Source organism: Caballeronia mineralivorans PML1(12), assembly GCF_001028175.1.
Classification (GTDB): domain Bacteria; phylum Pseudomonadota; class Gammaproteobacteria; order Burkholderiales; family Burkholderiaceae; genus Caballeronia; species Caballeronia mineralivorans.
Map to the genome: position 1 here is coordinate 1 of NZ_AEJF01000159.1, position 15,703 is coordinate 15,703.

The window sequence follows — 15,703 nt, forward strand, 5'->3', positions numbered from 1 at the left end:
CGCAGTCGCGGCGCTGGCGAACGTGCCGCAAGCGAATTCCGAAGCCGCGGCAGGCGCACAGAGCGCGGACGCATCGCAGGCTGGCAAGGCGCTGTACACGCAGGTCTGCCAGGCGTGCCACGCAGCCGGCGTGCTCAATGCACCCAAATTCGGCGATAAAGACGCTTGGGCGCCCCGTCTGAAGGAGCCGATGGACACCGTCTACAACTACGCGCTGCACGGCAAGGGCGCGATGCCGCCAAAGGGTGGATCGACTGCGTCCGATGCCGACGTGAAAGCTGCCGTCGATTACATGGTCGCAGCAGCCAAATAGCCGTTCTCCACGGAGCGATACCAACAAAAAACCCTGCGCAAAACGCAGGGTTTTTTTATGCAGCACGAGGCCTGCCGAAACAATCAAGCCGGCTTCTGCAACAACTCTTTCAGCCGCGCCATCCGGTCCTTCGGCGACATCGGTGCTTCCTCTTCCGTCGGCGGCGGGGCATCGTCGAGAAGCATTTCCGGGATAAACCGAGACGGCTCGCACACCACCGTCTCGCGCGCCCGCTTGCGCTTCTTGCACCAGTTCAGATGCAAACTGCGCTGCGCCCGCGTGATCGCGACATACATCAGCCGCCGCTCCTCCTCGATCCGGCCGGTGTCGACCGGTGCGTCCGCGTCCGCATCGGGATTGCCCCGGTGCGGCATGATCCCCTCCTCCACGCCGACCAGAAACACGTGCGGATATTCGAGTCCCTTCGACGCATGCACCGTCGTCAGCCGCACGGCATCGGGATTCTCGTCCTTGCCTTCCAGCATCGACATCAGCGCGACAGTCTGGATCAGGCCGAGCAGGTTCTTGCCTTCATCGCCGAAACCATCGGCATTGTCATAACCCGTGGCCTCGGAATCTTCGGACGGCTGCGCCTGAGGTTTCGTGCCCTTTTTCTTCAGCCACTCGCAGAATTCCAGCACGTTCTGCCACTTCGATTGCGCCTGGCGTTCGTCGTGGGCATCGTAGAGATAGGCCTCGTAATGGATGGCCTCCATCATGTCGTCGAGCACTTCGGTGGCCGGATCGCGCCCCGCCCGATCCGACAAGCGCTGCATCCATTCGCAGAACGCGCGCAACGGCTCGACCTGGCGAGCCGACAATCGTGCCTCGATACCGCCCATGAACACGGCCTCGAACAGCGACACCTTCGCCTGCCCCGCAAACGAACCGAGCGCCTCGAGCGTGGTATTGCCGACACCGCGCCGCGGCGTGGTGATCGCGCGGATGAACGCGGGATCGTCGTCGGGATTCGCAATCAGCCGCAGATACGCCACGATGTCCTTGATCTCGGCTTTATCGAAGAAAGACTGGCCGCCGGAGAGCACGTAGGGAATCCGCTCGCGCCGCAAGACTTGTTCGAAGATGCGCGCCTGAAAATTTCCACGATACAAAATTGCGTAGTCGCGAAACGCCGCGCGCCGCTCAAACTTATGCGCCGATAACCGGAACACGACCGACTCCGCCTCGTGCTCTTCGTCGTTGCAACCGGTTACGGTGATCGAGTCGCCCATGCCGTGTTCGGACCAGAGCTTCTTCTCGAAGAGCTTCGGATTATTCGCGATCACGTTGTTGGCGGCCGTCAGGATGCGCACCGTCGACCGGTAGTTCTGCTCGAGCTTCACCACATGAAGCTTCGGAAAGTCCTTGCCCAACTGCGCGAGGTTTTCCAGCGTCGCGCCGCGCCACCCATAGATGGCCTGGTCGTCATCGCCCACCGCCGTGAACGCCGCGCGCGGACCCGCCAGCAGCTTCAGCAACTCGTACTGGCACGCGTTCGTGTCCTGATATTCATCGATCAGCAGATAACGCAGCCGGTTCTGCCACTTCTCGCGGACCTGCTCGTTTTCCGAGAAAAGTTGCGCGGGCTTCAGGATCAGGTCATCGAAATCGAGCGCCTGATAGGCGTGCAGCGTCGCCACATAGCTTCGAAACACGATGGCCGCCTGCATCTCGTCCTCGTTCGACGCCGTCGCCGACGCCTGATCCGGCGACACCATGCCGTTTTTCCACAACGAAATAATCGACTGGACCTTGCGGATCAGGCCTTTGTCGGTCGTGCCGAGCTGTTCCTGAACCAGGCCGAAGCAATCGCTGGAATCCATGATCGAGAACTGCGGTTTCAGGCCGACGTGCTCAGCCTCCTGCCGCATGATCTGCACGCCGAGCGAGTGAAACGTGGAGATGGTCAACTGGTTCACCGGCACCCGGCGGCCTTCCTTGCCGGGCGTGGTAAGCGTTTTCCCTTCGAGCAGCTTTGCCGTGCGTTCGCGCATTTCGAGCGCGGCTTTGTTCGTGAAGGTCAGCGCGGCAATGTGCTTCGGCTCGAAGCCTTTGCCTTCGATCAGATGGGCAATCTTCTGGGTGATCACGCGTGTCTTGCCGCTGCCAGCGCCGGCGAGCACAAGACATGGACCATCGAGATAGCGCACCGCTTCGGATTGCGCGGCGTTCATACCTGCTGCGGACATCGTTCGGACACTTTGAGATGCGTAAATCGGGCGGACGCTTCGGCTGCCGGAAGTACGCGATGGTGAGCAAGAGAGCGAGCAAAATTGCGCGTTTTTCCTGCGTGCGCAATTTCGAGAGCGCGATGTTAACACGGAAGAAACCGTCGCTCGAAAGCAATGGTTCTGGCCCTTTCGTGAGGAAGAATCCAACGCGGCACGGAGTTCCGACCTCAAACCGCTGCCTCCGCCCATGCCACAATAACGGCATCGCCAACACAAACAGGATGCCCGCATGACAGCACTTCTAAAAGTCGGCCTGATGGGCTATGGCTTTGCCGGCGAAACCTTTCACGCTCCGGTGATAGAACACTGCGGCAGCGCGACGGTATCGGCCATTGCCACCGGCAAACCCGAGCGCGCACAGGCCGATTACCCGAAAGCGACGATTGTTGAAGATTTCGCTGCGTTGCTTGCGCTCGACGAACTCGACTGCATCGTCATCGCAACCCCCAACGACACCCATTTCGACCTCGCCAAGCGCGCGCTCGAAGCGGGCAAGAACGTAGTCGTCGATAAACCGGTCACCCTGTCCGGCGCCGACGCAAAAACCCTCACGGACCTGGCCAAAACCCGCGGACTGCTCTTCGCGCCGTTTCACAACCGCCGCTGGGATGGCGATTTCATGACGGTGCGTGCGCTGATCGAAAGCGGCCGGCTTGGTCGCGTGACGCACTATGAATCGCATTTCGACCGCTTTCGGCCGAAAGTGCCGCAACGCTGGCGCGAGGAAGCATCGCGCGGCGGCGGCTTGCTGTTCGACTTGGGGCCGCATCTCATCGATCAGGCGCTAGCGCTCTTCGGCGCACCGCAGACCGTATTCGCCAGCGTAAAAGCGCACCGCGATCACGCGAGCGCACCGGATTACGTCCACCTGCTGCTCGGCTATGCAGACAAGGAAATCGTGCTGCACGCAACCGCGCTCGCCGCGCTGGACCCACCGCGCTTCGCCATTCACGGCACGCGCGGCAGCTATGTGAAAACGGGTCTCGACGTGCAGGAAGACCAGCTCAAAGCCGGTTTGCGTCCCGGCAATCCTGAGTTCGGCCGCAATCCGCCGGGCCTCTTGCGTGAAGTGGACGGCGATCACGACTTGCGCCAGGAATTCGCCACCCGCGATGGCGCGTATGCAGAGTTTTATCGTGCGCTGGCGGCATCGGTGCTCGAAGGCAAGCCGTTTCCAGTCACGGCGCAAGATGCCGTTGATGTCATGACCCTCATCGATCTCGCCATTCGCAGCAATACCGAAGGGCGCCGGCTCGATTTCACGCCGTTGCGATAACAAACAGCCCACGGCGGACTTTCAAACACACAGCGTTACATTTACGCGCGGCTGCGGCGTCAGCCGGGGCCGTGCGCAGGCCGTTCTTCTGCCGTTGTCCGAGTCTTATCTTAAAAACCAGAAAGGGGAGAATTTCCGTGCTTACATTCAAAGCAAGTTGCGCCCGTGCGCTGATTGGCGTGGCGCTGGCGGGATCGCTGGCAGCGTGCGTCGTCGAGCCGACGCGGCAAGTCAACGTTGTCGAGGAAACACCCGCGCGCCCAGATCCGCATATGGAAGCGGTTCATCGGATGGATCAGGTCAACGGGCGAATCAACGCGCTTTGGCATCATGTCGATCAGCGCGTGAATCAAGGTTTTTATCCGCCGCCACAAGGCGATGCGTTTCACCATCGGCTGGATGTGATTCGCCAGGAATCCCGCGATATGGCGTCGCAACACGGCGGCGGTTTGTCGGGTGAAGAACAGCACACGCTGAATGGCGAACTGGATGGTTTGCAGCGCGCGATCCAGTAATCACTGCAGTTTTATGCGCCGAACGACAGGCCCGCTGTGCGGGTGTCCGTCGTTCGGCTCAGCTTGCTCATTAATGCCCCGCGCCAAGCTCGAAATCCAGCACCATCTCCGCGACTTCCACGACCTCCTCCAGCGCGGCCTCGACAGCCTCGACCGAGGGCTCCAGCAACAGATCATCGGCGTAACCCATGGCCAGCGCGAAGAGTTGCCGGGCCGCACGTTCCGGCGATGCGCATCGGAACACCTTCGCCTCCACACCCTGTTCGATGATTCCGCGAAGCATGGCTTGCCAGCGACCGATCTCGCTTAAATAAGCACGCGCCAGTTCTGCGTCGTGCATGGCTTCGTCCCAGGCATCCAGCCACAGCCCCCAACCATCATCCTTGCTAGCCGGCAGGCAGTCGCGGATAAAGCCGAGCAACGCTCCGACCGGCGGCATATCGGTCAGACGCGCGGCGGCTTCTTCGAGTTGCTCGTCGGCAAAGTGCACGAACGCCTCCCGGCGCAACTCGTTCCAGTCGCCGAAGTAGTGATAGATGTGACTGCGCGACAGCCCCGCGTGCTCGGCGAGATCGCGCGTGGAAACGTCGGCGAAACCTTTGCGGCGGAATAATTCAAGGGCGGCCGCAATGATCTGACCTTTGCGTTCCGGGGACGACCGCGACATGTTCGATTCCTTTTCAAGCGAGAACGGATTAGCTGAGCTTGCGCTTTGAGCGACTGCTCAATTATAATTTGAGCGATCGCTCAAATTATAGCGGCGATTTCACCCAAGGTATGGTCATGTCATTCGTCACACCAGAAATCCGGATAATTGAGAGCGAAAGGCTCAGTCAGCAGTCCGCCACGTCCACGCTCAAAGCCATTGCCCGGGCCTATCCCGGCAAGCTGTTCTTCACGCTCTCGCTCGTCGCGCTGGAGAACGCGCTGTTGCTTGCGTACCCGTTGTTCGCCGGATTCGCCGTCGACTCGATCATTCGCGGCGACGCCCGCAGCGCGTTGTTTTACGCGGTGATCGTGTTGGCGTTCTGGGCGGTCGGCGCCGCGCGCCGGGCCGTGGATACGCGCACCTTCACGCGGATATACGCCGATCTGGCGGTACCGGTGATCCTCAATCAGCGGCTGCAGAACCAAAGTACGTCGACGGCGGCCGCACGCGTGGTATTGGCCCGGGAGTTTGTCGATTTCTTCGAAAAACACGTGCCGACCATGGTCACCGCTTTGGTATCGATAGTCGGCGCTGTAGCGATGTTGCTCGCGATCGAGCCGTGGATCGGCGTAGCCAGCCTGGGCGGGTTACTGCTGTGCATGGCCTTGTTGCCGCGCTTTGCACGGCGCAACCAGGGCTTGCATCAGCGCCTGAATGACCGGCTGGAGAAGGAAATCGGTTTGGTCGCGAAAGTCGGTACGGTTACCTTGAAACGGCACTATCGCGTGCTTTCCAAGCTTCGGATTCACCTGTCGAACCGCGAAGCCGCGGCGTTCCTCTTTGTCGGTTCGGTCGCGGCCGTACTGTTTGTCATCGCCATCAGCCAGTTGGCCTTGGCACCGGCGGTCAAGGCCGGGCATGTCTATGCCGTCATGACGTATCTCTGGACCTTTGTCAGCAGCCTCGACGAAGCACCGTCGATGGTCGATCAACTGGCGCGCTTGCGCGACATCGGCAAACGCGTCGATCCAGGGCTCGGGAAGGATTAAGGGCCGCCGCGTCAGCCCCCGCCGTTTGACAAGCTGAATTCGGTCGCGTAAATTCGCCGCACGCGTCGGGAGAGAGCGCTGGCCGTTGGTCGTTCGTGTTCAAAACGACATAAAAACGAAGCCGCGCCGCCGAAGGGGCACACCCACAAACTCTCAGGCAAAAGGACCGGCCGCGTCGAAGTTCCGTTTATGCAGTGCGCCTTTAACCGGGCGCCGATGGACGGAAAGTCGAACTCTGGAGAGCGGCATCGGCTGATCAAGAAGCACTAGCCAGATGCCCACCGAAGGGGCGCGCGTTGGACGTCGGATCATCGGCGAACAGCGTGCAATCTCTCAGGTACCGAGGACAGAGGGGTCATGTACCGGATCGCTACGCGGTTTGGGCTTTGCATGTTGCAGCCGGATGGTTTCACGCGTCTGGCGCAGCTCAAAAGCCGAAGCCCCGAGCGGGTTCGACGCATGGCCTTTTTTGTTTTCGCGCACGCCCGAGGCCCGCTCCATGTCTGATCTTCAACACACGCCTTTGCACGCCGCTCACCTTGCGCTCAATGCACGCATGGTCGATTTCGGCGGCTGGGACATGCCCGTCAATTACGGTTCGCAGATCGACGAACATCACGCGGTGCGCACCGATGCCGGCATGTTCGACGTGTCGCACATGCGCGTCGTGGATTTCACCGGCGATAAAGCACGCGAGTTCTTCAAGTACGCAATCGCGAACAACGTCGACAAACTCACCGTTCCCGGCAAAGCGCTCTATTCGTGCCTGCTGAACCCGGAAGGCGGCGTTATCGATGACCTGATCGTGTACTACTTCGCCGATGACAACTACCGCGTCGTCGTGAACGCCGGCACGGCTGAGAAAGACATCGCGTGGTTTGGCCATCTGAACGCGCAAGGCGGTTTTGGGCTGACCATCACGCCGCGCCGCGATTTCGCCATCGTCGCAGTGCAGGGTCCGAACGCACGCGAAAAGGTCTGGCAAGTACTGCCGGAAACGCGCGACGCCACCGCAGAACTCAAACCCTTCAACGCCGTGCAATTCCCGGTCAGCTCGTTCGGCGACGTCATGCTCGCGCGCACCGGCTACACGGGCGAGGACGGTTTCGAAATCGTCGTTCCGGCTACGCAAGTAGAAGCGTTCTGGAACGCATTGATCGCACAAGGCGTGAAGCCCGCGGGCCTCGGCGCGCGCGATACGCTGCGCCTGGAAGCCGGCATGAACCTGTACGGCCAAGACATGGACGACACGGTTTCGCCGCTCGACGCCGGCCTCGCCTGGACTGTCGACTTCAACGACCCGAGTCGCGCATTCGTCGGCCGCTCGGCGCTGGAGGCGAATGGATCGAAGGCGCGCTTTGTCGGATTGATTCTGCAGAAGGAAAACGGCCGCGCCGGTGGCGTGCTTCGTGCTCACCAGAAGGTGGTCACCGCCGACGGTGAAGGCGAGATTACGAGCGGCACATTCTCGCCATCGATGCAGGAATCCATCGCGTTCGCCCGGGTACCGACGAGCGTGAAACCAGGCGATAAAGTGCACGTCGTCATCCGCGACAAACAACTACCGGCAAGCGTGGTAAAACTGCCTTTCGTGCGCAACGGCAAGGTTTTGGCGGCGCTTTGAAGCGGTCCCGAACGCTCGCAAAAACGCCACGCACGTCCCACCCTCAAAGACACTTTGGAGCATCCGCATGAGCATCCCGGCCGACCTCAAATACACCGAATCGCACGAATGGGTGCGCACTGAATCCGACGGTACACTGACCATCGGTATTACGGATCACGCGCAGGAAGCACTGGGCGATATCGTGTTCATCGAATTGCCGCCGGTTGGTAAGACGGTTGCCGTTGGCGACGCCATCGCGGTGATCGAATCGGTGAAAGCAGCATCCGATATCTACGCGCCCGTGTCGGGTGAAATCGTGGGCGCGAACGATGCGCTGACGGGCACGCCGGATCAGATCAACGGCACGCCGTACGAAAGCTGGCTCTTCAAGATCAAGCCCGCCTCCGATGCCAAGACGGATCGGTTGATCGATGCCGCTGCGTACGGCGCCTCGATCGGCGAGTAAGTAAGCCAATACGTCTATCAACGACCGTGCGGCGTGCTTTTCGCTGAAAGCCGCCGCACCAGCAGGAACTCTCATGAAGCTCGAACACCCGGATCGTCTGATGAACCGCTCATCCTTGTCCCTCGCCGCGCTCGAATGCCACAATGCCTTCGCCCAGCGGCACATCGGCCCGGATGCGGCCGACCAGCACGCCATGCTCGACGCGCTCGGTTTCGCGTCGCGCGCGGCGTTCATCGATGCGGTGATTCCCGAGTCCATTCGGCGTCACGAAACGCTGCCGCTCGGCGCGTTCACGCAGCCGAAAAGCGAAGCGGAAGCGCTGGCGTCGTTGAGGAAGCTGGCAGATCAGAATCTGGTGTTCAGGAACTATATTGGCCAGGGTTATTACGGCACGCACACGCCGGCGGTGATCCTGCGCAACGTGCTCGAAAACCCGGCGTGGTACACGGCTTACACGCCGTATCAGCCGGAGATTTCGCAAGGCCGCCTGGAAGCGTTGCTGAACTTCCAGCAGATGGTGATCGACCTGACGGGCCTCGCTATCTCGAACGCGTCGTTGCTCGATGAAGCCACCGCCGCGGCCGAAGCCATGACGCTGCTGCAACGCGCGGGCAAGCCGAAATCGAACCTGTTTTATATTGCCGACGATGTGCTGCCGCAGACCATCGAAGTCGTACAGACGCGGGCGAAGCCTGCTGGCATTGAAGTGAAAGTCGGTCCTGCCGCCGATGCCGCTACGGCGAACGCGTTCGGCGTGCTGCTGCAATATCCCGGCGCCAACGGCGATGTGCAGGACTATCGCGCGCTCGCTGAAGCCGTGCATGCGGCGGGCGGTCACGTCGTAGTCGCCGCCGATCTGCTCGCGCTCACGCTGCTCACGCCACCAGGCGAATGGGGCGCGGATGTGGCTATCGGCAATACGCAGCGTTTTGGCGTGCCGGTCGGTTTCGGCGGTCCGCACGCAGCGTACATGGCCGTGCGCGATGACTTCAAGCGCCAGATGCCGGGCCGTCTGGTCGGCGTCACCATCGATGCCCAAGGCAAGCACGCACTGCGTCTCGCGCTGCAAACGCGTGAACAACATATCCGCCGTGAAAAGGCGACATCGAATGTATGTACGGCGCAGGCCTTGCTCGCGATCATGGCCAGCATGTACGCCGTGTATCACGGGCCGCAGGGTCTGAAGACCATCGCGTTGCGCGTGAATCGTGTGGCGTCGATCTTCGCGGCCGGCGTGCAAAAGCTCGGCTACACGCTCGCGAACGAAACCTTCTTCGATACGGTCACCATCGTTAGCGGCGCGAACACGACGGCGCTGCATCAGGCGGCATCGGCGGTGCATGTGAATCTGCGCCATATCGATGCAACGCACGTAGGCATTTCCGTCGATGAAACCACCACGCGCGACGACTTACTGAAGCTCTTCGCATTGTTCGCGGAAGTGCTCGGCAAGACGGAAACGTTCGATATCGACGCACTCGATGCCGACGCAAAAGTCTCCTTGCCGAAAGCACTGGAACGCACGAGCGAATACCTCACGCATCCGGTGTTCAACCGCCATCACTCCGAGCATGAAATGCTGCGCTATCTGCGCAGTCTCGCCGACAAGGATCTGGCGCTCGACCGCACGATGATCCCGCTCGGTTCCTGCACGATGAAGCTCAACGCAACATCCGAAATGCTGCCCGTGACGTGGCCCGAATTCGCGCAGATTCATCCGTTCGCGCCGGCGGAACAAACCGTCGGTTATCGGACGATGATCGATCAGCTCGAGCAGATGCTGGTTGCGTGTACGGGATACGCTGCCGTATCGCTGCAACCGAATGCGGGCTCGCAAGGCGAATACGCCGGCTTGCTGATCATCCACGCGTATCACGCGTCGCGTGGCGAAGGGCATCGGAACATCTGCCTGATTCCTTCGTCCGCACACGGTACGAATCCGGCATCGGCGCAAATGGCCGGCATGCAGGTGGTCGTCGTTGCGTGCGACGAGCAAGGCAACGTCGATATCGCCGACTTGGAGGCGAAAGCCGAGAAGCACGCTCAAAACCTCGCCGCGATCATGATCACGTATCCGTCGACGCACGGCGTGTTCGAAGCGAACGTGCGCGAAATCTGCGAGATCGTGCATGGGCACGGCGGTCAGGTATATGTCGATGGCGCGAACATGAATGCGATGGTCGGCCTCACCGCACCGGGTCAGTTCGGCGGCGACGTCTCGCACTTGAACCTGCACAAGACGTTCTGCATTCCGCACGGCGGCGGCGGACCGGGCGTCGGTCCGGTTGCAGTCGGCGCGCATCTCGCCAAGTTCCTGCCGAATCAGCATTCGACCGGTTATCAACGCGATGCAGCCGGGATTGGAGCGGTATCGTCGGCGCCCTATGGCTCGGCTGCCATCCTGCCGATCTCGTGGATGTACATCGCAATGATGGGCGCGCAAGGCCTCACGAACGCGACCGAAAGCGCGATCCTCGCAGCAAACTATGTGGCGAAGCGTCTCGCGCCGCATTACCCCGTGCTGTATAGCGGTACGGGCGGGCTGGTCGCGCACGAATGCATTCTCGATCTGCGTCCGCTGAAGGAAACGAGCGGCATTTCCGTCGATGACGTCGCCAAGCGCCTGATCGATTACGGCTTCCATGCGCCGACCATGAGCTTCCCGGTGCCGGGCACGCTGATGGTCGAGCCGACGGAATCGGAATCGAAGGAGGAGCTGGATCGTTTTATCGATGCAATGATTGCCATTCGCGACGAAATTCGCGCGGTTGAAGAAGGCAAATCGGATCGCGAAGACAATCCGCTGAAACACGCGCCGCATACGGCAGCAGTCGTTGTCGCCGACAACTGGAGCCACGTCTACTCGCGTGAAACGGCGGCGTATCCGCTGACATCGCTGATTGCGCGCAAGTACTGGCCGCCGGTTGGCCGTGCAGACAACGCCTACGGCGACCGTAATCTGTTCTGCTCGTGCATTCCGCTGTCCGAGTACGGCGAATAAGCGGTAAATAAGCGGTAAATAAGCACGCGTTTCAACTGTCCGGCTTTCCTGAGAGCCGGACAGTTTTGCCGGATTCATGCAACACCAGATACCATCTCACCCGAACCAAGCCAATCAGGGAGTTTTGCATGGCGCGACAGGTGCGAGTGGTGAGTAAAACGTGGCGTGTCCCGGCGATAATCGCGGCCCTTGCAGCAACGGCGTTGAGCGCGCAAAACGCGTTCGCCGCCATGAACTTTTGCGCCGCGCCCGCGATGCAAAACAGTGAGCGCACGAACGCCGATCCGGGCGTGAAGGCGCTGGTGAAAATGGTGCAGTCGCGTCTGAACGACCAGCCGAAAGCGCGGGCGACGCTGCATACCGAAGGCACGTTGCCGCATCAGGGCATTCGCGACGAAAGCGAGGAAGCGGAGAAGGATCTCGGGTTGATGCGCGACGCCGCGCTCGCCTGGCGCGCGACCGGCAACGAAGCGTATTTGCATCTGGTCGACCGGTTCTTGTTCGCGTGGGCGACGACGTATCAGCCGAGTTTCAATCCTATCGACGAAACGAATTTCGAGTCGCTGATCCTCGCCTATGACCTGACGGCGAGCGCCTTGCCGGTAAAAACACGCAACGCGACGAACGCGTTCATCACGAAGATGGTGACGGGATATATCGCGGACATCGATAAACAGAAACGGCCGCTCACGGGCACGTATCGCAACAACTGGCAAAGTCACCGGATCAAGCTGATTTCGATGGGTGCGTTCACCATCGACGACCGCAAGCTCATCAACGCTGCGCAGCGTCTGTATGTGGAGCATATTGGAGACAACATTGCGCCCGACGGCTCGACCGTCGATTTCGCCGAACGCGACGCGCTGCATTACGTCACCTACGATCTGCAGCCGCTGGTCACGGCCGCGCTCGCCGCGCGCCGCCATAACCGCAACTGGCTGGGTGAGCGCGCGCAGTCCGGCGCGACCCTCGCCGCTGCGCTGAACTGGCTGACGCCGTACGCGCTCGGCACGCGCACGCACGACGAATTCGTTCATTCGACGGTGCCCTTCGACGCCACCCGCCGCGAGGCCGGCCTGCCTGGTTATTCGGGCACGTGGGATCCGAAGCACGCCGCCGAATTGTTTCATCTGTCGGCGCGGCTCGACGGGCGTTATACGCCCATTGCGCTGCGCCTGGCGCCCACGCCGCCGGCCTGGCTCGCGGTTTGTTTGCCGCTGCCGGCGCGCTGATTTTTTAGCAGCACCTTTGCAGGAGCAGTCATGGCAGTCAGCGTTTTCGATCTTTTCAAAATCGGCATCGGTCCGTCGAGTTCGCATACGGTCGGGCCGATGCGCGCCGCCCTGATGTTCGTGCAGGGACTCGAGCGCGATGGCCTGCTGGACGCCACGGCTTCGGTGAAATGCGAGTTATACGGTTCGCTGGGTGCGACCGGCAAGGGCCACGGTACGGATCGCGGCGTCATGCTCGGCTTGATGGGCGACGCGCCGGATACCGTCGATGCCGGCACGATCAGCACGCGCCTCGAGACCGTCCGTGCGACGAAAAAGCTGCCGCTGCTGGGTCGTCACGAGATTCCGTTCGTGCTGAAGGAACACATTACGTTTCTGCGGCAGGCATTGGCGGAACATCCGAACGGCATGAAACTCCACGCTTTCGATGCCAACGGTGCCTCCTTGCGCGACGCGACCTATCTCTCGGTGGGTGGCGGTTTTGTGGTGACGGCGGGGGCATCGAATGCGAAGGTGCTCACGGCTATCGAACAGTTGCCATACGCGTTTAAATCCGGCGATGAATTGCTCGCGTTGTGTCGTGAAACGGGCAAGTCCGTCGCGCAATTGATGTGGGAAAACGAGCGCGTGTGGCGCAGCGAAGACGAGATTCGTTCTGGCTTGCTGCGCATTTGGGACGTGATGCAGTCGTGCGTGAAGCGCGGTTGCGGTATCGATAACCCCGACGCCGACGGCTGCCTGCCCGGCCCGTTTCAGGTGAAGCGGCGCGCGCCGGTGTTGTACCGGGCACTGATCGACAAGCCCGAACAGGCCTTGCGCGATCCGCTTTCCATGATCGACTGGATCAATCTCTACGCGATTGCGGTGAACGAGGAAAACGCCGTGGGCGGGCGCGTGGTGACGGCGCCGACCAACGGCGCGGCCGGCATTATTCCGGCGGTGCTGCATTACTACGATCGATTCATGCCCGGGTCGAATACGCAGGGTGTGATCGACTTTTTGCTGACGGCGGCGGCGATCGGCATTCTGTACAAGATGAACGCTTCGATTTCAGGTGCTGAAGTCGGATGCCAGGGTGAAGTGGGGGTTGCGTGTTCGATGGCGGCAGCTGGGCTAGCGGCGGTGATGGGTGGCACGCCAACGCAGGTTGAGAATGCCGCCGAGATCGGGATGGAACACAACCTTGGGCTGACTTGCGATCCCGTGGGCGGGATGGTGCAGATTCCATGCATCGAACGCAATGCGATGGGATCGATGAAGGCCGTGAATGCCGCGCGCATGGCGATGCGGGGGGATGGTAGTCATTATGTGTCACTCGACTCTGTTATCAAAACCATGATGCAGACCGGTGCCGATATGAAAACCAAATACAAGGAAACGTCACGGGGTGGGTTGGCGGTGAATATTGTTGAGTGTTGAGGTCGCTCGCACCGGCAAGCAGAACCGGCCCCCGCAAAACCCCGCCCTAGCGCCAGCGGCCCGCCCAAGCGTAAGCTATGAAATCCACTGCCCGTTCGCGTCCCGCGCGAACCTTCCGGGAGATTTCATCGTATGGCATCTGCTGTCACGTCTTCTCATTGCCTCCCCACCACCGGCGCACGACTGGTCGTCGATGCGCTGCTGACGCACGGCGTCGAACGCGTCTTCTGCGTACCCGGCGAAAGCTTTCTTGCCATCCTCGATTCCCTCCACGATGAAACCAGCCGCATCCAGACCATCGTGTGCCGTCACGAGGCAGCCGCGGCAAACATGGCCGAGGCGGTAGGCAAACTGACCGGCCGCCCGGGCGTGGCGCTTGTTACGCGCGGCCCCGGCGCAACGCACGCATCGATTGGCGTTCACACGGCATTCCAGGATTCCACGCCGATGATCCTGTTGATCGGTCAATGCGCCCGCGAGCACATGGATCGCGAGGCGTTTCAGGAGATCGACTACCGGCGCATGTTCGGACAGATGGCGAAGTGGGTCGCGCAAATCGACGATCCGCGGCGCATTCCCGAATATCTGAGCCACGCGTTCCACACTGCGACCTCGGGTCGTCCGGGTCCGGTCGTGCTCGCGCTACCGGAAGACGTACTGAGCGATGCATGCGAAGCCGTGCCGGGCGCGCCGCGTTATCAGCGCGTCTCGGCCGCGCCCGCGCCGGCGCAAATCGAACGATTGCGCGAACTGCTGGCGGCATCGAAGAAACCATTTGTGATAGCCGGCGGCAGCGGGTGGACACCCGAAGCTACGGCGGATTTCGCACACTTCGCAGAAGCGTGGCAACTTCCCGTGGGATGCGCGTTCCGCTTTCAGGACACCTTGGATAACAACCATCCGAACTATGCCGGCGATGTCGGCCTCGGGATCAACCCCGCGCTCGCCGCGCGCATTCGCGAAGCCGATTTGCTCTTCGTGCTGGGCCCCCGAATGGGCGAATCCACGACCGGCGGCTACACGCTGCTCGACATCCCCAAGACGAAGCAAACGCTGATCCACGTGCATCAGGGCGCGGAAGAACTGGGGCGCGTGTATTCGGCGGATCTGCCGATTGTTTCAGGCATGCCGGAGATGGTGTCGGCGCTGGTGGCGCTGCAGCCACCCGCAGTCATTCCATGGAGCGGCGCGATTGAAGCAGCGCATGATGCATATCTGGCCTGGCGCAAGCCGCGGCCGATGCTCGGCGATGTCCAGCTTGGCGAGATCATGGAGCAGCTAAGCGAGCGTCTTCCCGCCGACGCCATCGTGACGAATGGCGCCGGGAACTATGCGACGTGGCTGCATCGGCACTATGCCTATCGGCATTTCCGGTCTCAGGTTGCGCCGACGAGTGGCGCCATGGGCTACGGCGTACCCGCGGCGATTGCGGCGAAGTCGCTGTATCCGGACCGCGTGGTAGTGGCCTTTGCGGGCGATGGCTGTTTCATGATGTCGAGCCAGGAGTTGGCGACCGCAATGCAGTACAAGCTCGCGGTGATATTCGTGGTGGTGAACAACCAGCAATACGGCACGATCCGTATGCACCAGGAGCGCCACTATCCGAATCGCGTGCATGGCACGGCGCTGACGAACCCCGACTTCACGGCCTACGCGCGCGCGTTCGGGGCGCATGGAGAACTCGTGGAATCGACGGCGCAATTCATGCCGGCGTTCGAGCGCGCGGTGAAAACGGGATTGCCATCGGTGATAGAAATAAGGATTCCACAGGATGCGAGCACCCCGGCCGCAACCTTGGATCAGGTACGGGAACAAGGAGAGAAGCTGCGGCAAAAGTGAACGCCGGCCACGTACCGTGACGGCCATGAACACTCGCGAAGAAGCAGGTTTCACGAAGACCTGCGCAAATGAGCCTGAACAAGGCCAAAGCGAAAGCGAACAAAATC

13 protein-coding genes and 2 riboswitches are annotated in these 15,703 nt (G+C 61.2%); of the genes, 10 read left to right on the forward strand and 3 right to left on the reverse strand.

Annotation, left to right across the window (positions count from 1 at the left end):
• Positions 1-313, forward strand: a 313-nt coding sequence (locus EOS_RS26575) for a c-type cytochrome (RefSeq protein WP_047895172.1), incomplete at its 5' end; no start/stop codon positions are given.
• 83 nt (positions 314-396) lie between these two features.
• Here the strand turns inward: EOS_RS26575 and EOS_RS26580 are convergent.
• Positions 397-2,502: a UvrD-helicase domain-containing protein gene (locus tag EOS_RS26580; RefSeq protein ID WP_047895173.1), complete on the reverse strand. Its 2,106-nt coding sequence runs from the start codon at positions 2,500-2,502 to the stop codon at positions 397-399.
• 271 nt (positions 2,503-2,773) lie between these two features.
• On the opposite strand from EOS_RS26580, the gene EOS_RS26585 reads away from it, so the two are divergent.
• Positions 2,774-3,820, forward strand: a complete 1,047-nt coding sequence (locus EOS_RS26585) for an oxidoreductase (protein ID WP_047895174.1) — start codon at positions 2,774-2,776, stop codon at positions 3,818-3,820.
• Positions 3,821-3,957: 137 nt separating this feature from the next.
• Complete coding sequence (locus EOS_RS26590) at positions 3,958-4,335, forward strand: hypothetical protein (protein WP_047895175.1); 378 nt, start codon at positions 3,958-3,960, stop codon at positions 4,333-4,335.
• Between the two features lie 70 nt (positions 4,336-4,405).
• Here EOS_RS26590 and EOS_RS26595 read toward each other — a convergent pair whose 3' ends face one another.
• Positions 4,406-5,002 carry a TetR/AcrR family transcriptional regulator gene (locus EOS_RS26595; RefSeq protein WP_047895176.1) on the reverse strand — a complete coding sequence of 199 codons (597 nt, stop codon included), beginning with the start codon at positions 5,000-5,002 and terminating at the stop codon, positions 4,406-4,408.
• A gap of 116 nt (positions 5,003-5,118) precedes the next feature.
• Here EOS_RS26595 and EOS_RS26600 point away from each other — a divergent pair, with 116 nt between their 5' ends.
• Positions 5,119-6,033, forward strand: coding sequence for an ABC transporter six-transmembrane domain-containing protein (locus EOS_RS26600; RefSeq protein WP_082163536.1), 915 nt, complete (start codon positions 5,119-5,121; stop codon positions 6,031-6,033).
• A 56-nt stretch (positions 6,034-6,089) separates the two neighbouring features.
• Positions 6,090-6,212, forward strand: a riboswitch (glycine riboswitch).
• A gap of 46 nt (positions 6,213-6,258) precedes the next feature.
• Positions 6,259-6,393: riboswitch (glycine riboswitch) on the forward strand.
• Here the strand turns inward: EOS_RS26600 and EOS_RS47175 are convergent.
• On the reverse strand, positions 6,367-6,534 hold the full coding sequence (locus EOS_RS47175; protein ID WP_160312532.1) for a hypothetical protein: 168 nt from the start codon (positions 6,532-6,534) through the stop codon (positions 6,367-6,369). It overlaps the preceding riboswitch by 27 nt.
• Here EOS_RS47175 and gcvT point away from each other — a divergent pair.
• From gcvT to EOS_RS26630, 6 genes are all read left to right on the forward strand, one after another.
• Positions 6,533-7,657: a glycine cleavage system aminomethyltransferase GcvT gene (gene gcvT, locus EOS_RS26605; RefSeq protein ID WP_047895177.1), complete on the forward strand. Its 1,125-nt coding sequence runs from the start codon at positions 6,533-6,535 to the stop codon at positions 7,655-7,657. The two genes, EOS_RS47175 and gcvT, sit on opposite strands and share 2 nt — an antisense overlap.
• 67 nt (positions 7,658-7,724) lie before the next feature.
• Complete coding sequence (gene gcvH, locus EOS_RS26610) at positions 7,725-8,105, forward strand: glycine cleavage system protein GcvH (protein ID WP_047895178.1); 381 nt, start codon at positions 7,725-7,727, stop codon at positions 8,103-8,105.
• A gap of 73 nt (positions 8,106-8,178) precedes the next feature.
• Complete coding sequence (gene gcvP / locus EOS_RS26615) at positions 8,179-11,106, forward strand: aminomethyl-transferring glycine dehydrogenase (RefSeq protein ID WP_047895179.1); 2,928 nt, start codon at positions 8,179-8,181, stop codon at positions 11,104-11,106.
• 128 nt (positions 11,107-11,234) lie between these two features.
• The gene (locus EOS_RS26620; RefSeq protein ID WP_047895180.1) at positions 11,235-12,338 is read left to right on the forward strand and encodes an alginate lyase family protein; all 1,104 of its coding nucleotides are present in this window, start codon (positions 11,235-11,237) and stop codon (positions 12,336-12,338) included.
• Positions 12,339-12,368: 30 nt separating this feature from the next.
• Entirely contained in the window at positions 12,369-13,757 is a 1,389-nt protein-coding gene (locus tag EOS_RS26625) for an L-serine ammonia-lyase (RefSeq protein ID WP_047895181.1), read from the forward strand.
• Positions 13,758-13,889: 132 nt separating this feature from the next.
• On the forward strand, positions 13,890-15,596 hold the full coding sequence (locus EOS_RS26630) for a thiamine pyrophosphate-binding protein (protein ID WP_047895182.1): 1,707 nt from the start codon (positions 13,890-13,892) through the stop codon (positions 15,594-15,596).
• Positions 15,597-15,703 lie beyond the last annotated feature (107 nt).